13 protein-coding genes and 2 tRNA genes are annotated in these 17192 nt (G+C 73.7%); 8 read left to right on the top strand and 7 right to left on the bottom strand.

The features are described from left to right. Positions 1–86 precede the first annotated feature (86 nt). Positions 87–338, top strand: coding sequence for a hypothetical protein (locus tag HWY08_RS02330; RefSeq protein ID WP_176062499.1), 252 nt, complete (start codon positions 87–89; stop codon positions 336–338). A gap of 15 nt (positions 339–353) precedes the next feature. Further along, positions 354–1442, top strand: coding sequence for a hypothetical protein (locus HWY08_RS02325; protein WP_176062498.1), 1089 nt, complete (start codon positions 354–356; stop codon positions 1440–1442). Between the two features lie 54 nt (positions 1443–1496). On the opposite strand, the gene tpx is transcribed toward HWY08_RS02325, so the two are convergent. From tpx to HWY08_RS02310, 3 genes are all read right to left on the bottom strand, one after another. Further along, positions 1497–2000: a thiol peroxidase gene (gene tpx, locus HWY08_RS02320; protein ID WP_176062497.1), complete on the bottom strand. Its 504-nt coding sequence runs from the start codon at positions 1998–2000 to the stop codon at positions 1497–1499. A 173-nt stretch (positions 2001–2173) separates the two neighbouring features. Next, a complete protein-coding gene (gene mdh / locus HWY08_RS02315) occupies positions 2174–3124 on the bottom strand; it encodes a malate dehydrogenase (RefSeq protein WP_176062496.1) in 951 nt (316 codons plus the stop codon). Between the two features lie 35 nt (positions 3125–3159). Continuing rightward, positions 3160–5391 (bottom strand): NADP-dependent isocitrate dehydrogenase, encoded by a 2232-nt coding sequence (locus HWY08_RS02310; protein ID WP_176062495.1) that lies wholly within the window; start codon positions 5389–5391, stop codon positions 3160–3162. Positions 5392–5821: 430 nt separating this feature from the next. Between HWY08_RS02310 and HWY08_RS02305 the strand changes: the two genes are divergently transcribed. Continuing rightward, the gene (locus HWY08_RS02305; protein ID WP_176062494.1) at positions 5822–7279 is read left to right on the top strand and encodes a hypothetical protein; all 1458 of its coding nucleotides are present in this window, start codon (positions 5822–5824) and stop codon (positions 7277–7279) included. A 28-nt stretch (positions 7280–7307) separates the two neighbouring features. Here the strand turns inward: HWY08_RS02305 and HWY08_RS02300 are convergent, their stop codons facing one another. Continuing rightward, positions 7308–9347 (bottom strand): TIGR03768 family metallophosphoesterase, encoded by a 2040-nt coding sequence (locus tag HWY08_RS02300; RefSeq protein ID WP_176062493.1) that lies wholly within the window; start codon positions 9345–9347, stop codon positions 7308–7310. Between the two features lie 249 nt (positions 9348–9596). Here HWY08_RS02300 and HWY08_RS02295 point away from each other — a divergent pair, with 249 nt between their 5' ends. Next, positions 9597–10376, top strand: a complete 780-nt coding sequence (locus HWY08_RS02295; RefSeq protein ID WP_176062492.1) for an MBL fold metallo-hydrolase — start codon at positions 9597–9599, stop codon at positions 10374–10376. Between the two features lie 158 nt (positions 10377–10534). After that, positions 10535–11848, top strand: coding sequence for a sensor histidine kinase (locus HWY08_RS02290; RefSeq protein WP_176062491.1), 1314 nt, complete (start codon positions 10535–10537; stop codon positions 11846–11848). A gap of 55 nt (positions 11849–11903) precedes the next feature. Here the strand turns inward: HWY08_RS02290 and HWY08_RS02285 are convergent. Both HWY08_RS02285 and HWY08_RS02280 read right to left on the bottom strand, forming a co-directional pair. Then, positions 11904–11980, bottom strand: a tRNA-Asp gene (locus tag HWY08_RS02285). 15 nt (positions 11981–11995) lie between these two features. After that, positions 11996–12067, bottom strand: a tRNA-Val gene (locus tag HWY08_RS02280). Between the two features lie 134 nt (positions 12068–12201). On the opposite strand from HWY08_RS02280, the gene HWY08_RS02275 reads away from it, so the two are divergent. The 3 genes from HWY08_RS02275 to dapF are packed head-to-tail and all read left to right on the top strand — an operon-like array spanning position 12202 to position 16836. After that, on the top strand, positions 12202–14889 hold the full coding sequence (locus tag HWY08_RS02275; protein WP_176062490.1) for an SNF2-related protein: 2688 nt from the start codon (positions 12202–12204) through the stop codon (positions 14887–14889). A gap of 13 nt (positions 14890–14902) precedes the next feature. Then, positions 14903–16018 (top strand): acetylornithine deacetylase, encoded by a 1116-nt coding sequence (argE, locus tag HWY08_RS02270; protein ID WP_176062489.1) that lies wholly within the window; start codon positions 14903–14905, stop codon positions 16016–16018. A gap of 26 nt (positions 16019–16044) precedes the next feature. Then, the gene (dapF, locus tag HWY08_RS02265) at positions 16045–16836 is read left to right on the top strand and encodes a diaminopimelate epimerase (RefSeq protein WP_235969409.1); all 792 of its coding nucleotides are present in this window, start codon (positions 16045–16047) and stop codon (positions 16834–16836) included. Between the two features lie 8 nt (positions 16837–16844). On the opposite strand, the gene HWY08_RS02260 is transcribed toward dapF, so the two are convergent. After that, positions 16845–17144 (bottom strand): hypothetical protein, encoded by a 300-nt coding sequence (locus HWY08_RS02260; RefSeq protein WP_176062488.1) that lies wholly within the window; start codon positions 17142–17144, stop codon positions 16845–16847. Positions 17145–17192: the final 48 nt, after the last annotated feature.

Here is a 17192-nt window from a genome sequence, read left to right as displayed (position 1 = left end):
CAAAAACGCACGAAACCTCCCCTCCGCCAGGTGGCTCCCGAGAAGAGGCTCGCTCTCGCGAGCGCCACACTGGCCGAGGAGGGGACATGCCGAGCTGGACCCGAGTGTTGGGAGCGCTCACGCTCGTCGCGGCGGCGGGCAGCGCCCGAGGAGCGGCGGACGCCGAGGCGAAGCACGCCGCGATCGCGGCGTACGAGGGAACGCGGACCTGCGCGCGCTGCCACGAGAAGCAGGTGAAGGACTTCGTCACCAGCCTGCACTACCAGCAGCAGGCGCCGGCGCCGTTCCTCGCCAACGCGCAGCAGGCGAAGTCGGCCGGCATGATGGTGAGCTACTGAGCCCCGCCGGCCACGGTGGTCGGGCATAACTGGGCCGGGGTCCTCCAGCCCAGCGACGCCACGAAGCCGGCGCAGCCAGGTGGCTGCGTTCAGTGTCACCCGGGGCTCGGCGCCAAGCCGAACCCGGTCGAGAAGCTCTCCCAGGCGGACGAGGAGAACGTGGACTGCCTCCTCTGCCACGCGCCCGGCTACCGCCGGACGGTCGTGAAGCAGGGCGACAAGTTCGAGATCCGTCCGGCCGAAGGGGTGGACGTGCTCGCGGCGGCCCGCGCCGTGCGGCGGCCCACCGACGACATGTGCCAGCGCTGTCACCTGGGCGCCGGCGGCGGTCCCAACGCGAAGCACGGCGTCGCGCCCACCTCCCCCGCGGTGGACGTGCACCTCGCGAAGGGGATCGGCTGCGTGGACTGCCACCCCACGAAGAACCACCGCACCGCCGGCGGCGCCGACATCAAGGCGAACGAGGCGCCGGAGGTGGCGGTCGCCTGCTCGGGCTGTCACGCCCCCGACGTCCACCGCGGCGCCGACGCCGCCACCCTGACGCGGCACGCGGCGCGGCTCGCCTGCCAGACGTGCCACATCCCCGCCATCGCGCGCGATCCGAAGTTCCCGACCGTGGTGCGCCGCGACTGGACGAAGCCCGTCCTGAACGAGAAGACCGGGCTCTACGGCCCGGCGAACCAGCTGGCGAGCGGGGTGCGGCCGGAGTACCGCTGGTGGAACCGGAAGATGACGGTCCCGCCCGAGCCGCTCGGCGATCGCGCGGACCCGGCGGCGAAGATCTACCCCTGGAAGCGCGCCACCTACACCGTGGTCGGGGACGCGCGCACCGGGAAGCCGGTCTTCATCAAGGCCGGGCTGTACGCGGTGAAGGGCGATCCCCTCGCCGCGGCGCGGAAGGGCGCCGAGGACACGAAGCAGGAGTTCAGCGGCGCCGTGAAGGGCGTGGAGGAGTCGATGCTCTTCTCGCTCAACCACCAGGTGGCGCCGAAGGCCCAGGCGCTCGCGTGCGACGCGTGCCACCGCGCCGGCGGCGCCCTGGACTTCGAGGCGCTGGGCTACCCGCCGGAGCGGGTGAAGGCCCTCACCGCGCCCCGGAGGTGAAGCAGGCGGGCACCCCCGCCGCCGCTCCGGCGGCGGGGGTCGCCTTCCGCCGGCTCAGGCGCCCGCGGCGCGCAGCGCGGCGTCGTAGTCCGGCTCCTGGCCGATCTCCGGCACGAGCTGCCGGTAGACGACCTGGTCGTCCGCGTCGAGCACGACCACCGCGCGCGCCGAGAGCCCGGCGAGCGGCCCGTCCTGGATGAGCACGCCGTAGTCCTTGGCGAAGTCCTTCGACCGCATCATCGAGAGCGGGACGACGTTCGCGAGGCCCTCGGTGGTGCAGAAGCGCTTCTGCGCGAAGGGCAGGTCGCCCGAGATCACCAGCACGACCGTGTTCGCGAGCGCGCCGGCGCGCTCGTTGAACTTGCGCGTCGAGACCGCGCACACGGCGGTGTCGAGGCTGGGGACGATGTTCAGGATCTTGCGCTTGCCGCGGTAGGCGGCGAGCGAGACGTCGGAGAGATCGCCCGCCACCAGCTTGAAGTCGGGCGCCTTGCCGCCGGTCGCCGGCAGGTCGCCGTTGGTGTGGATGGGGTTGCCCTTGAGGGTGATGTTGGCCATGCGTGTACCTCGTAGGTGGGAAGTGGGTGGCCCCGCATCCTGTACCAGGGCGCCGCGCCCGGCGCGCCACTGAAGGGGCGTCCGCTCCGATTCCGGCCACGAAAAAGCCGAGGAGCCGCGCGCCGGAGCGCGCGAGCTTCCTCGGCCGTGGGCAGCCTCCGCGGGCGCGGGGGCTACTTCAGCGTGGCGACCAGGTCCTTCACCGCCTTGACCGACTTGTCCATCATCGCCTGCTCCTCGGCGTTGAGCTTCAGCTGGAGGACGCGCTCGGCGCCGCCGGCGCCGATGACGACCGGCACGCCGACGTAGAGGCCGTCCACGCCGAACTCGCCCTTCAGGAAGGCGCAGGTCGGGAGGACGCGCTTCGAGTCCTTCAGGAAGGACTCGGCCATGGCGATGGCGCTGGAGGCCGGCGAGTAGAAGGCGCTGCCGGTCTTGAGCAGCGCGACGACCTCACCGCCCGCGCCGCGGGTCCGCTTGACCATCGCCGCCATCACCTCGGCGGCCTTGGCGGCGCCGTACTTCTGCTCGAGCAGCTCCATCACCGGGATGCCGCAGACGCTGGTGTACCGGACGAGCGGCACCATGTCGTCGCCGTGGCCGCCCAGGGTGACCGCGCTGACGTCCTTGACGGAGACACCCAGCTCCCAGGCGATGAACGCCGCGAAGCGGGCCGAGTCGAGCACGCCGGCCTGGCCGACGACGCGGTTGTGCGGGAACCCGGTGATGCGCTGGCAGAGCGTCACCATCGCGTCGAGCGGGTTCGAGATGACGATGACGAAGGCGTTGGGGGCGTGCTGCTTGATGCCCTCCGCCACCGAGGTCATGATCTTCGAGTTGACGGAGATGAGGTCGTCGCGGCTCATGCCCGGCTTGCGGGGCAGGCCGGCGGTGACGATGACGACGTCAGCGCCCGCGATGTCCGCGTAGCTGTTCGTGCCCTTGACCTGGACGTCGAACCCGTCGACCGGCGCGGCCTCGGCGATGTCGAGGGTCTTGCCCTGCGGCAGCCCCTCGACGATGTCGAACAGCACCACGTCGCCCAGCTCGCGCAGCGCGCAGAGCTGAGCCAGGACGCCACCGATCTGCCCGCCGCCAATCAATGCGATCTTGCGCCTAGCCATCGTGATCTCCTTGGACCTGCGTTCGGTGCCACGGACTACGCCATCGCCTCGATGATCGCGTTCAGCGTCGCGCTGGGGCGCATCGCCGCCGCGGTCTTCTTCGGATCGGGCCGGTAGTAGCCGCCCATGTCGACCGGCTTCCCCTGCGCCGCGATCAGCTCCCCCGCGATCTTCGCCTCGTTCTCCGCCAGCTGCTTCGCCACCTTGGCGAACCGCGCCTGCAGCTCCTTGTCCTTCGCCTGCGCTGCGAGCGCCTCGGCCCAGTAGAGCGCCAGGTAGAAGTGGCTGCCGCGGTTGTCGATCTGCCCGACCTTACGCGCCGGCGACTTGTTGTTGTCGAGGAACTTCGCGATCGCCTGGTCGAGCGTCTCGGCCAGCACGGCCGCCTTGGCGTTCTTCGAGGTCGCGGCGATGTGCTCGAAGGAGGCCCCGAGCGCGGAGAACTCGCCGAGCGAGTCCCAGCGCAGGTAGCCCTCCTTCACGAACTGCTGCACGTGCTTCGGGGCCGAGCCGCCGGCCCCGGTCTCGAACAGCCCGCCGCCGGCGAGCAGCGGGACCACGGACAGCATCTTCGCGCTGGTGCCGATCTCGAGGATCGGGAAGAGGTCGGTGAGGTAGTCGCGGAGCGCGTTGCCGGTGACCGAGATCGTGTCCAGGCCCTGGCGGATCCGCTTCACGGAGAAGCGCATCGCCTCGACCGGCGGCAGGATGCGGATCTCGAGCCCGACCGTGTCGTGGTCCTTGAGGTACTTCTGGACCTTCGCGATGACCTGCACGTCGTGGGCGCGCTGGTCGTCCAGCCAGAACACGGCCGGCGCGCCGGTGGCGCGGGCGCGGGTGACGGCGAGCTTCACCCAGTCGCGGATCGCGACGTCCTTCGCCTGGCACATGCGGAAGATGTCGCCGGCCTCGACCTTCTGCTGGAGCAGGACCTTGCCGGTGTCGTCCTCGACCACGCGGACGGTGCCCTCGCCGGGCGCGAGGAAGGTCTTGTCGTGCGACCCGTACTCCTCGGCCTGCTGGGCCATGAGGCCGACGTTCGGCACGCTGCCCATGGTCGCCGGGTCGAACGCCCCGTGGCGCTTGCAGTCCTCGAGGATCTCCCGGTACATCGTCGCGTAGCAGCGGTCGGGGATCATCGCCTTGGTGTCGTGCAGCTTGCCGTCCCGGCCCCACATCTTGCCGGAGTCGCGGACCACGACCGGCATCGACGCGTCGACGATGATGTCGTTCGGCGCGTGCAGGTTGGTGATGCCCTTGTCCGAGTCGACCATGGCGAGGGCGGGCCGCCGCTCGTAGGTGGCCTGGAGGTCGGCCTCGATCTCGGCCTTCTTGTCCGCCGGCAGCGCCTGGATCTTCTTGTAGAGGTCGCCGAGGCCGAGGTTCGGGTTGACGCCCGCCTGCTTGAGGGCGTCCGCGTGCTTGGCGAAGACGTCCTTGAAGAAGACCGTCACCGCGTGGCCGAACATGACGGGGTCGGAGACCTTCATCATGGTGGCCTTGAGGTGCAGCGACAGGAGCACGCCGGTCTGCTTGGCGTCGTCGATCTGCTCCTCGAAGAACTTGCGCAGCGCGCGCACGTTCATGACGGCGCTGTCGATGATCTCGCCCTCCTTGAGCGGCGCCCGCTTCTTGAGGACGGTGACCGCGCCGGCCGGCGCGACGAACTCGATCCGGTAGTCGGTGGCCTTCGGGACGGTGAGCGAGGTCTCGCTGCCGTAGAAGTCGCCGCTGGTCATGTGGGCGACGTGGGCCTTCGAGTCGGGCGTGAAGGCGCCGAGCTTGTGCGGGTGCTTCTTCGAGAACGCCTTGACCGAGAGCGGCGAGCGGCGGTCGGAGTTGCCCTCGCGCAGCACGGGGTTCACGGCGCTGCCGAGGCACTTCGCGTACCGGGCCTGCACCGCCTTCTCCTCGTCGGTCTTCGGGCTCTCCGGGTAGTCGGGGAGCTTGTAGCCCTTCCCCTGCAGCTCCTTGATCGCGTCCTTGAGCTGCGGGATGGAGGCGCTGACGTTCGGCAGCTTGATGATGTTGGCCTCGGGCGTCCGGGCGAGCTCGCCGAGCTGCGCCAGGTAGTCCGGGATGCGCTGGCTCTCGGGGAGGCGGTCCGCGAAGTTCGCGATGATCCGGCCGGCGAGCGAGATGTCGCGCGTCTCCACCGCCACGCCCGTGTCCTTCGTGAAGGCCTGGACGATGGGGAGCAGCGAGTACGTCGCGAGCGCGGGGGCTTCGTCGATTTCGGTCCAGATGATCGTGGTCTTCGTCGGCATGTCCTCTTCCTTGGAATGCGTGGCCTTCACGCCTGGGGGTCCTGGGGTCCTGCTCACGTCCTGAGCGCCCGAGGCGCAGGTCCGATGAAGCGCCGTCGAAGCTCGGCTGCCTCTCTTCTGCGCGGGTGCGACCGGTTGCCGCCGGAAGCTAGGCGATTCGCGTGGTTGGTTTCGTTGATCGAGGTCACGCGACGCGTCGAACTTTGACTCCGGGAACGGATGCTGACCCCGAAGAGCCGGCGGCCAGGGCTCGGGTCGGGAAACGTCGGCCCCGGGGCGGTTGTTCCCGGGGGAGCGGGGAAGCGCTCGCGGCGGGTCCTCGCGACCCCCGGGGTCGCCCGCGGCTGCGCGCAGCGCGCAGCTTCGGCCTCGGCCCCAGGCCGAAGGCGCAGGGGACGCCTGGCGCGCCCCGTGCCTGATCGAGGGGCCCATGACGACCGCGCCGATCCCCTGGCTCCCCGGCCTCGCCGCGCTGGCCTTGTCCGCAGGCTGCGGCGGCGGCGCGGGCCGGAACCCCGCGCCGCTGAGCTCGGGGGACGTGAACCTCGTCTTCGTGGTCAGCCAGGACCTGGCGTTCCAGGCCCCCGGAGACGTCGACCCCGGCACGGCGAACCTCAGCCCTCAGGGCCTGCAGCGGTCGCTCCTCCTCGGGACGTTCCTGCGGGACCAGGTGCTCGGCGGGAACGACGTGAACCGCATCTACGCGGTCGCCCCGACCACCCACCTGCAGACCGCGCAGCAGCTCCCGGACCTGGTGCCGCTCGAGACCATCGAGCCGTTCGCGGTCCTGAACCACACCACGCTCTCCAGCGACCTCGCGGGGGGGAGCCCGTTCACCGGCCAGAACAGCCCCATCCGCGCGTCCTACGCGCAGGGCTCCGTGCCCCCCGGGGTGGCCGTCCCCGCGCAGTACTGCCCCACCTGCGCCGGGCTCGACTTCGCCGACCAGGGAGGCGTCAACGAGGCCCTGGTCGCGGAGATCCTGGCGGCGGGCGCGCCCGGCACCTACGTGCTCTCCGCCCCCTGGGAGACCGTCCGCGCGCTCCTCGCGAGCGTCGCCGGCGCGGGTGGCCGAGCGCTGCCGGTGCCGGCGGCCTACGCCGGGCCGGACCGGGTGTACGCGCTCTCGCGCTCGCCGTCGGGCGCCGTCGCCCTCGCGACGTACGACGCCCACCTGTCCCCCGCCGCTACTTATCCGGTGCTGCCGGCTCCGGTCGCGCGAGGCACCTGCACGCCCCCGACGCCGTCCACCCTCACCGTGCGAGCCGGCGTGGGCGGCGCCGTGGTCCCGGCGGCCGCCAACCGCGGCGAGACCGTCTACATCGTCCGGCACGCCGAGGCGCACCCCCAGGGCTACTGGTCCGACAACAACTACGTCGGCGCGGGCCAGTGGCGGGCGCTGGACCTGCCGGACGCGCTCCGCGGCAAGGTGACGCCGGACCAGGTCTGGTCCCAGGACCCCGCCACCTTCAGCCGGGGCACCGTGAGCGGCGTGGGCGAGCAGTACTGGTCGTCGGTCGCGCCCGCGCTCACCGTGGCGCCGTACGCGATCGCGAACGGCCTGGCGCTCCACCTGGCGTCGAGCCTGGACCTCACCTCGCCGGACCTGCCCCGGGCGTCGAGCGACTTCTTCTTCACCGGCGGCCGCTTCTCCGGCCACGACCTGCTCCTGGGGTGGACCTTCACGCAGGTCCCGCAGATGATCGCCGCCCTGGTCGCGAGCTACTTCCCGGGGGGCGGGGCGCCCCAGGTGCCGGCCTGGCCGCCCACCGACTACGACTCGCTCTGGATCGTCACGCTCGACGCCTCCGGCGACCTCACGCTCGACTTCAGCCAGTGCGAGGGGATCGACTCCGCCGCGCTGCCGTCGACCGCCCCCCGCTTCTGACGGCGGCCGGCCCCGGGGCGCCGCGCCTTCAGCCGGCCGCGCCGGGGAAGGCCGCCCGGAGCGCGGCGACCATCGCCGGGCCGAGTGGCTTGAGCAGCTCCGCGTTGTACGACGCGCAGTACGGCACGCCGGCCACCTGGCCGTAGCGGATCGACGGATCGGAGGAGCCGTCCTGCGGCCGCGTCGGGTCCATGCTCTCGACCGGGATGCCGAGCACCGCCGGGACGTTCCGGGCGTTGTAATGCCCGTCGGGCTGGACGATCTGCATGGCGGCGATGCCGGAGGCGCGCGACTCGGCGGCCGGGGTCCCCTCGGCGACCGCCGGGTCCACGTTGGTCGTCACGATGGAGACGGAGTAGTCACCGTTGAGGTGGATCTCGAACGTCCGGAACTGCTGCGGGAAGTCCCGGAGCGAGGCGGTCTCGACCTGCCAGAACCCGCTCTCCGGGGGTCCGCCCGCCAGCGGCGTGAACGCCTTGACGGTGTTGAGGTGGCGGTGCCCGGCGATCCACATGAGCAGGTTGGGCGTGGCCTGCAGCGTCGCCACCAGCCCGGCCAGCGTGACCGCGTTCTGGACCGTCGCGTCCGGATCCTTCGCGGACTCCCACCACTCGGTCTCCGTGCCGATGCCCGACACCGCGATGGGGATGTGCGCGGCGACGATCATGAGCTGATCGCTGGCCTGGCCCGCGGCCAGCTCGGCCTGGAGCCACGCCCAGCGGGTGGCGTCCAGGAAGCCGTGGCCGTGGATGTCGTGGGAGCCGTCGCCCTCGGCCTGCGTGTCGTCGAGCACGATGACCTTGAGCGGGATGCCCGGCCTGGGGAAGAAGCTGTAGCAGGCGAAGCCGCTGCCCATCGACGGATCGACGAGGCCGAAGCCGTGGCCGGCCGGACCGGTGGCGGTGTCGAAGAACTCCTGGATCCAATCGGAGCGGAGGAGCGGGCGCCGGTCGGGGTCGGCCGTGACCGGCGGCGGGGCGCCGACGGACGCCACGGCGCCCGCGCCCCGGACGTCCCCGCCGGCGGTCGAGCCGTCGAGGACGCCGGGGTAGTAGGTGCGGGGCGCGAGGCCGGCCGGGATGTCGAACAGGCACGGGAAGTGCGCCAGGCCGCGCGGGACGAGGATGTCCCCCGCCGCCCAGACCTCGCCGGCGGTGTAGGCCTCCCGGATCCCGAGGGAGGGCACGGCGTCCACCGGGAAGGTGCCGAGGAAGAAGTGGTCGTGGTTGCCGAGCACCTGGTACCAGGGGATCGACCGGTCGAGCCCCGCCGCCTGGAACGGCCGCTGGTAGTCCACCGCGTCCGCGCCGAGGTGCGCGCCGGAGCTGGGCGCGATCACCTTCCCGTCGAGGACGTCGAGGTACCAGCGGAGCTCGTTGTACTGGCTGCTGTTGCAGACGTCGCCCAGGCAGATGCCGAAGTCGAACGGCGTCTCGCGGTGGAGCGCGTTCACCGTCTGCACGGCGGCGTCGAGGACCTGGGTGCTGTAGCGCATCACCGGCGAGTAGAGGGACGTCATCGGGCCGCCGAAGGTGGCGTCCGCCTGCTGCAGGTAGATGAGCTGGTTCGGCGCCTCCTTGTCGGTGATGTGCACGTCGCTCATGGCGAAGAAGGTCGCCAGGCGCGCGAGGCGGGGTCCCGACGGGATCGCGTACCCGGCCGGCATGAGGTCGAGGCGCTGCTCCACGGCGAGCCCGCCCCCGAAGGCGTGATCCCCGTAGCCGTAGGCCGCGTACCGCGACACGAGCGGGAGCTCGACCGGAGCGAGCCCGGAGCCGGAGCCCGGCGTCGCCACCTTGGCGGGCATGGGGAACGACAGCACGCGCTCGGTGGTCCGGGCGACCGTCGCGTCGATGGGGTAGCCGGCGGGCCGCCGGCTCCTGGAGCTGCCGCACCCGGCGCCCGGCCCGCCCAGCGAGGCGAGGGCGGCGGCCGCACCGAACGAGAACGCCACGAACTCGCGCCGCGTCACGCCGCGGACCAGCCGCGACGCCTCGGGGCCGCGGACCAGGCGCGCGTCGTCGCCGGACAGGAGCAGCCTGGCCTTCCCCGCGTCGTCGTGGGCCATGGGGTTCTCCTCGGTTCGAGACGGAGGCCGCCGTCGACGGCGAGCGTCGCCCCGAGCTCGCGCGAAGCAGCCAGTTCCGTGCCGCGGTGCGAAGGCCCAAGCCCTCGGATCCGCGGTGGAAGCGAGGAGCGCGAGGCGACCCCGAGGCGCCGCCGACCCGGCCGGATCGGCCGTTCGGCCCTGGCGGCAGGTCACCGGCGGGGAGAATCGTCTCCGCGCCCCCGGGCCAGTGGAGGTAGGGTCAGCGGCATGAAGCGTCTCCTGAGGTGGGTCGGTCTCGCGGCGCTCCTCGTCGTGCTCTGCCTCGCCGCCATCGTCTTCGCCTCCTTCCGCGGCCTGTCGGGCATCGAGGACGGGCGCAAGCTCGAGGGCGTGGAGGTGGTGAGGGACGGCATCGTCGCCTGCTACCTGGTGGACCTCGGCCCGGGCGAGGTCGCGCTCGTCGACGCCTGCAACGACGCTTCGGCCCGGGCGATCCGCGCGGCGCTCGCGAGGCGCGGGCTCGGCGCCGGCGCGGTGAAGGCCGTCTTCCTCACCCACGGCGACGCCGACCACATCCGCGGCGCGCGCGCCTTCCCCGGGGCGCAGGTCCTGGCGCTGGAGCCGGACGTCGCGCTGGCGGAGGGGCGCGAGATCCGGATGCTGACCTGGCTGCTCTCCCCGAAGGACACCGGCGTGCGCGTCACCCGCGCGCTCGCCGACGGCGAGGCCGTCGAGCTCTCGGGCGTCACCTTCCGTGCCTACGCCGTCCCCGGGCACACGAAGGGCAGCGTCGTCTTCCTCGCGCGCGGCGTGCTCTTCATGGGCGACAGCGCCGAGGTGACGAGCAAGGCCACCCTCGCGCCGGCGAAGCGCCTCACGAGCGCCGACCCGGCGCGGAACCGCGACTCGCTCTCGAAGCTCGCCGCGCGGCTCGCCCCGGCGGCGGCCGAGGTGCGGTTCATCGCGCCCGCGCACTCGGGCGTGCTCGCGAAGGGGTACGCGCCGCTCGCCGACTTCGCGCGCGCCTTCCAGCCGGTCAGGCGGTAAGCGGGGCCGGGGCGCCGCCCGCGGCCGGGTGGGCGCGGATGCGTGCGCCGCTCACATCGGAGCCGGGCCGGCGCGCCGCGCCGGAGGGCGACGGGCCACGAGGCGGGCGTGCTAGAGATGACGGCGGGCGCGTCCATCCTCGAAGGGAGTCGAGCTCGATGCCTGGCCTCCTCGGTGGCGACGCGGACCTGGTGAAGGCGCTCTCGCTCCTCGCCCTCGGCGGCTCGATCGGCGCCGCGCTGGCCGCCGCGCTGCAGTGGCGGCTCCGCGGGCGATGCACGGTCACGCGGGCAGCGCTCGAGGCTTCGGAGGATCGGCTCCGCTGGGCGCTCGAGGCGACGAGCGAGATCGTCTGGGACTGGGACCTCGCGCGCGACACGCTCTACCACCCGTCGTGGGCGAGGACCTACGGGTATCGCCTCGAGCGGACCCCCCGCACCGGACGGGAGCTCGTCCCGTTCATCCACCCCGAGGACATGCCGGCGTTCCACGCGGAGGTCGTCAAGGTGGTGGAGGGCTCGCAGGACGTGTTCGAGATCGAGCACCGGGTCCTGGCCGGCACCGGCGAGTGGAGGTGGATGCTGGGGCGCGCCCGGGCGGCGTCCCGCGACGCGGCGGGCAAGGCGACCCGGCTCGTGGGCACCTGCACCGACATCACCGAGAAGAAGCGGATGGCGATCAAGCTCCAGATCGCGGACCGCATGGCGTCCCTCGGGACCCTCGCGGCCGGGGTGGCGCACGAGATCAACACCCCGCTCGCGTACGTGCTCGCGAACGTCGACTGCTGCCTGGAACGCCTGGAGCCGCTCACGGCTGCGGGGGACGGCGCCGCGCCGACCACCGACGTCGCGCGCGAGTGCGTCGGCGCCTTGCGCGACGCGCACGCCGGCGCCGCGCGGATGCGGGACATCGTCCGCGACCTCAAGGCCTTCTCGCGCGTGGAGGACGACGTCCGGGAGCCCGTGCAGGCGCAGGCGTCGCTGCGGGCTGCGCTCTCGCTCGCGGACCTCGAGCTGCGCCGCCGGGCCCGGGTCGTGCTGGACTTTCAGCCGGTCCCGCCGGTCCTGGCGTCCGAGTCTCGGCTGTCCCAGGTCTTCCTCAACCTGCTCGTCAACGCGGCCCAGGCGATCCCCGAGGGGCACCCGGATCGTCACGAGATCCGCGTCACGATGCGTGAAATGGCCGGCGGGAAGGTCATGGTGGAGATCCGCGACACCGGCTGCGGCATCGCGCCGGAGCACCGTCACCGCATCTTCGACCCGTTCTTCACGACCAAGCCGGCCGGGGTCGGCACCGGACTCGGGCTCAGCATCTGCCACGAGATCGTGTCCGCGCTCCGCGGTGCGATCGAGGTCGAGAGCGAGGTCGGCCAGGGGTCGCGCTTCCGCGTGATCCTCCCGGCCGCCTCCGTCACCCAGGCCGACGTCCGGCGGGCGCAGCCCGAGGTGGCGCCCCGCGAGCTGGTGGGGTGAGCGTGCGGTCAAAAAAAGAGAGGCTCCAAGGTCGGAACCTTGGAGCCTCGTAGACTGGCGGGGTGTACGGGACTCGAACCCGTGGCCTCCGGCGTGACAGGCCGGCGTTATAACCGACTTAACTAACACCCCAAGTTCGGAAGGACTTGGGCGGAGCAGGTTTCGAACCTGCGACCCTCGCCTTGTAAGGGCGACGCTCTACCGCTGAGCTATCCGCCCTCACGGGCGTGAGCAGGCGGGGTTTCTAGCTTGGCGGCTGGGGGCTGTCAACGCCCGCCTGCCGAACTTCCGGCGGCCGGGGAGAGGCCCCAAGTTCCTGGACCACCCCGCGATCGGGGTGTTACAGGCCGCCCATGCGCTGGGAACCGGGGATGAAGGTGGTGCACCGCGCCCAGCGCGGCTGGGGCGTGGGCGTCGTGATCCAGGTGGGAGACGACGGCCGGCGCCTGGCGGTCCGCTTCGCCGGGCGCGACGGCGTCACCGTGGTCTCCGGCCGCGACCCGGCGCTCACCGCCGTCCCGCTCGACACGCCCATCGAGGAGGTGGGGGCGGCCGGGCCCATGGACGCGCTCGCGGCCGGGCAGGCGGGGGGTGCCTCGTCCTTCCGGCTGCGCGCCATGGTGGCGCGGCTCGAGGCGCTGCGCCGGGCGGACAGCCTGGGCGCGCTCCTCTCCTCGCGCGTCCACGTGCTCCCCTACCAGGTGGGCGCCGCTGGCCGCATCCTCGCCGACCGCGCGCCGCGCTTCGTCCTCGCCGACGAGGTGGGCCTCGGCAAGACGGTCGAGGCGGGCCTCGTCTTCGCCGGCCTGCGCCAGCTGGGCCTCGCCGAGCGGGTGCTCGTCATCGTCCCCGAGCACCTCGCCTTCCAGTGGCTGGCCGAGCTCTTCCACAAGTTCAACGCGCTCTTCACGCTCCTCACCGCCGAGCGCATCGAGGAGCTGGGCGGGCCCGAGGCGGCGCTGGCGCGGAGCCCGCTCGCCATCGTCTCGCAGGAGCGGCTGCGCGCCGACGACGCGCTCGTCGACGCCGCCTGCGAGCTGCCGCTCGATCTCGTGGTGGTGGACGAGGCGCACCACCTCGCCGACGACGCGCTCCACGACGCGGTGGAGCCCATCGCCAAGGCCGCCTTCGGCTGCCTGCTCCTCACCGCCACCCCGGTGCGGCTCGATCCGCGCGAGTACTTTCGCCTGCTCGCGCTGGTGGAGCCGGTCCCCACCGCCTCGCTCGACGCGTTCCTGGCGCGGCTCGCCCGCCACGAGCGGCACGCCGAGGTGGCGCGCGCGCTCCTCGCCGGCGGCGACCCGGCCGCGGCGCGGGCGCGGCTCGCCGAGCTCGAGCCGGACGACCCGGCCTTCGAGGCGGACGGCCCGGCCGACCGTGGGGCGCTCCTCGCCCACCTGGCCGACCGCTACAGCCTCTCCTCCCGGCTCATCCGCAACCGCCGCGCCAAGGTGGGCGCCTTCACCGAGCGGGTGCTCCGGCGCCTCGACGTCGCCGCGGGCGAGAAGCTCGAGGCGACCGCCCGGCTCTGCGTCGAGCTCGCCGGGCAGGGCGAGAAGGTGCTCGTCTTCGCCGGCGACCCGGCGCTGCTCGCCGCGGCGCAGGCGGCGGTGGCGCGGCTCGGCAAGGAGGCGCTCCTCTACGACGAGGCCGGCACCATCGAGGCGCGCGACCGGCTGGTGGCGCGCTTCCGCGACCCGGACGGACCGATGATCCTGCTCTGCGGCGAGTCCGGGGGCGAGGGGCGCAACTTCCAGTTCGCGAGCCACCTCGTCTGCCTGGACCTGCCCGACTCGCCGCTCACGCTCGAGCAGCGCATCGGCCGGCTCGACCGCCTGGGGCAGCACCGGCCGGTCGAGATCCACGTCCCCTGCGAGCCCGGCGACGACGCCTTCCTGGCCGGCCTCTACGAGCAGGAGATCGGCATCTTCGCGGAGCCGGTGGGCGGCCTCGACGCCGTGCTCGCCTCGCTGCCGGCGGAGCTGGCCGCGCTGCGCGAGAAGCCGGCCAAGGCGCGCGAGAAGTTCCGCCGCGCGCTGGCCGAGCGGGTGGCGGAGGGCCGGCGCGCGCAGCACGAGGGCTACGACCCCATCCTCGACCTCCGCTCCGCCTCGCTGCCGGAGCTGTCGCGCCTGGTGGGCAACGCCTACCGGCGCCTCGGCGAGGCGGCCCCCGCCGATCCGGCCGCCGGCGCCGACGCCGCGCAGGAGGCGCTGCTCGCGCTCTCGCGCTCGCTGGAGGAGCAGCTCGAGGACGCCTGCGCCGACGTGGCGCGGCGGGTCGGGGTGGACGTCGACACCGACCAGAACGTCCACCCGTTCGAGGTCGCCTTCACCCTCGGCGCCCACCTGCGCATCGAGGCCCTGCCCGGGATGGAGATCCCGGACGACCCGGTCACGCACCTCGGCAGCTTCTGGCGCGAGACCGCGGTGGCGCGCGACGAGCTGGAGTGGTTCGCCACCGGGCACCGGCTGGTGGAGGCGCTGCTCGGGCTCGTCCGCGACGGCGAGGTGGGCCGCACCGCCGCCTTCCGCTCGGCGGCGGCGCCCCGGCGCGGCGCGCTCTACACCCGCTGGCAGGTGGTCTGGCCGGCGCCGGCCGACGTCGAGCCCGGCGCGCGCGTGCCGTCGCGGCAGGCCTCGCGCTACCTCGAGGCGGCGCCCATCGCGCTGGCGGTGGACCTCGCGGAGGGGAACCGCCTCGTCCCAGGGCTGAGCGAGGAGCTGGAGGGCGAGGAGGGGGCGGAGGAGGCGCGGGTGGGGGCGGTCCCGCCGCCGCTGCTCGAGGCAGCGCGGCTCGCCGCCGAGCGCGCGGCGCAGGGCGAGCTGGCGCGCCGGCGCGAGGAGGCGCTGGCCGCGCTGGCGGCGCACGCCGAGGCCGAGGAGGAGCGCCTCGTCACCGCCGCCTTCGAGGGCGGCGCCGAGCGCGAGGCGGTGGAGGCGGCCCTGCGCGCGCTCCGCCGGCACCGCGCCGTCACCGAGGCCGCGCTCGGCCGGACCCGCCTCGAGCTCGACGCCGCCGCGCTGGTCGTCCCCGCCTGACGCCGGGAGCCCCATGGACCTCGTCCCCTTGCTGCAGCGGCTCGTCGCCCTCGACTCCACCTCCAGCCGCTCGAACGTGCCGGTGGTCGACCTGCTCGAGGAGCTGGTCCGGCCGCTCGGCTTCGAGACGCGCCGCCTCGACTGGCGCGACCCGGCCGGCGTCGCGAAGACGAACCTGGTGGCGCGCCGGGGGCCGGACGCGCCGGGCGGCCTCGCCCTGGTCGGCCACACCGACTGCGTCCCGTTCGACCCGGCCTGGGACGAGGCGCTCGCGGGCACGCTCCGCGACGGCCGGGTGTACGGGCGGGGCGCCGCCGACACCAAGGGCTTCGTCGCCTGCGCCCTCGCGGCCGCCGCGCGCGCGCCGTCCCACCGCGCGCCGCTCCACCTGCTCTTCACCAGCGACGAGGAGGTGGGCTGCACCGGCGCGAAGATGCTGCTCGCCGAGGGGCGGGTGCGCCCGCGGCAGGCCATCGTGGGGGAACCCACCTCGCTCGTCCCCGTCCGCGCGCACAAGGGCTACTGCGCGGTGGATGTGACCGTCACCGGCGTCGAGGGGCACAGCGCCTTCCCGGACCTGGGCGCCTCGGCCATCCACGCCGCGGGCCGGCTCCTGGCGGAGGTGGCGCGCATCCAGGAGGAGCTGAAGGACGACCCGGATCCGCTCTTCGCCCCGCCCTTCACCACCCTCAACGTCGGGGTCATCCACGGCGGCAAGGCGCGCAACATCCTCGCCGGCGAGTGCACCTTCTCGCTCGAGTGGCGCCCGGTCCCCGGCCAGGACCCGGAGCGCGCGCTCCGGCTCTTCGACGCCGCCGGCGCGCGGGTCGCGGCCGAGGGGGGCGGTCGCGTCGCGGTCCGCCGGACGCCGCTCAGGCTCGACGACGCCGCGGTGACGCCCGCCGGCGCCGAGCTGGTGCGCTTCCTCGAGGCGGAGAGCGGAGCGGCCGCCCGCAGCATCCCCTTCGGCACCGAGCTGCCGGAGCTCATCGCGCTCGGGGCCGAGGGGTGCGTCTTCGGGCCGGGCGACATCCGCGTGGCGCACCGCACCGGCGAGCACGTGCCGGTGGCCGAGCTCGAGCGGTGCACCGAGATCCTGACCCGCGCCATCGGGCGGTTCTGCGCCTGACCCCGGGCCGCGGTATCCTCCCCGGCATGGCGCTCACCTTCTGGAAGTACGAGGGGCTCGGGAACGACTTCGTGGTGGTCGAGGCGGACGCGCTGATGAGCGCCCCCCGCGCCGTGCGCCTGTGCGACCGGCGCCGCGGGGTGGGCGCCGACGGCGTCCTGTCGATCCTGCCGCCCCGGACCCCCGGCGCCGCCGCGTACATGCACCTCTACAACTCGGACGGCTCCGAGGCCGCCATGTGCGGGAACGGCATCCGCTGCGTGGCGCGCCACCTGGCGGAGCGGCGCGGGCTGTCGGGCGAGCTCGTCATCGACACCGACGCGGGCCCGCGGCGCTGCCTGCTCCACCTCGGCCCGGGGGGCGCGGTCGAGGCGGTCTCGGTGGAGATGGGGCCGGCGCGGCACGAGGGCGAGCAGACCTTCGAGGTGGGCGAGGAGCGGCTCGTCGGCCAGCGCATCTCGATGGGCAACCCCCACGCGGTGTTCATCGGCCCCTCGTCGCTCGAGCGCGCGGCGCGGCTCGGTCCGTTCGTCGAGCAGGCGGTGCCCGGCGGCGTGAACGCCGGCTTCGCCTCGCCGCGCCCGGGCGGCCTCGACCTCGTGGTCTGGGAGCGCGGGGCGGGCCTCACCGACGCGTGCGGCACGGGCGCCTGCGCCGCCGCGGTGGCGGCGGTGACGGCGGGGCTCCTGCCGGCCGGCGAGCCGCTGGAGGTGCGCCTGCCCGGCGGCGCGCTCCGCGTCACCGTCGCGCCGGACCGCGTGGGCGTGCTCATGCGCGGCCCGGCCGAGCGGGTCTTCCAGGGCGAGACGACGCTCTAGGCGACGCGTCAGGCGGCGAGGGCCGCCCGGACGAGCGGGCTCGCGCAGAGGATCCGGAACTCCGCCTCGGACAGCCAGGCGGTCCTGAGGCCCCGCGGCGAGCGGAGGGTCAGGCGCACGCGCGCCTCCTGGCGCTCGACGGTGGCGCTCGAGCCGCGCGCCAGGTCCCGCTCGATCGACCGCAGGTGGCGGTGGATGCGCAGCGCGCGCTGCCCCTCCGGCGAGGAGAAGGCGAGGAAGTGGCGGTTCCGGCTGAAGCCGGGCTCCTCCCGCAGCCGCCGCACCACGCGCTCGACGAAGTCCTCCACGGCAGGAGCCTAGCATCGCCCGGCGCGCCGCCGCCACGGCCCCGCCCC

The organism is Anaeromyxobacter diazotrophicus (genome assembly GCF_013340205.1).
Taxonomy (GTDB): Bacteria; Myxococcota; Myxococcia; order Myxococcales; family Anaeromyxobacteraceae; genus Anaeromyxobacter_A; species Anaeromyxobacter_A diazotrophicus.
This window is presented reverse-complemented; position numbering and strand designations above follow the sequence as displayed.

Coding starts and splice junctions, on each gene's coding strand:
- HWY08_RS02330 (WP_176062499.1), top strand. CDS start 87: ATGCCGAGCTGGACCCGAGTGTTGGGAGCGCTCACGCTCGTCGCGGCG.
- tpx (WP_176062497.1), bottom strand. CDS start 2,000: ATGGCCAACATCACCCTCAAGGGCAACCCCATCCACACCAACGGCGAC.
- mdh (WP_176062496.1), bottom strand. CDS start 3,124: ATGGCTAGGCGCAAGATCGCATTGATTGGCGGCGGGCAGATCGGTGGC.
- HWY08_RS02310 (WP_176062495.1), bottom strand. CDS start 5,391: ATGCCGACGAAGACCACGATCATCTGGACCGAAATCGACGAAGCCCCC.
- HWY08_RS02305 (WP_176062494.1), top strand. CDS start 5,822: ATGACGACCGCGCCGATCCCCTGGCTCCCCGGCCTCGCCGCGCTGGCC.
- HWY08_RS02300 (WP_176062493.1), bottom strand. CDS start 9,347: ATGGCCCACGACGACGCGGGGAAGGCCAGGCTGCTCCTGTCCGGCGAC.
- HWY08_RS02295 (WP_176062492.1), top strand. CDS start 9,597: ATGAAGCGTCTCCTGAGGTGGGTCGGTCTCGCGGCGCTCCTCGTCGTG.
- HWY08_RS02290 (WP_176062491.1), top strand. CDS start 10,535: ATGCCTGGCCTCCTCGGTGGCGACGCGGACCTGGTGAAGGCGCTCTCG.
- HWY08_RS02275 (WP_176062490.1), top strand. CDS start 12,202: ATGCGCTGGGAACCGGGGATGAAGGTGGTGCACCGCGCCCAGCGCGGC.
- argE (WP_176062489.1), top strand. CDS start 14,903: ATGGACCTCGTCCCCTTGCTGCAGCGGCTCGTCGCCCTCGACTCCACC.
- dapF (WP_235969409.1), top strand. CDS start 16,045: ATGGCGCTCACCTTCTGGAAGTACGAGGGGCTCGGGAACGACTTCGTG.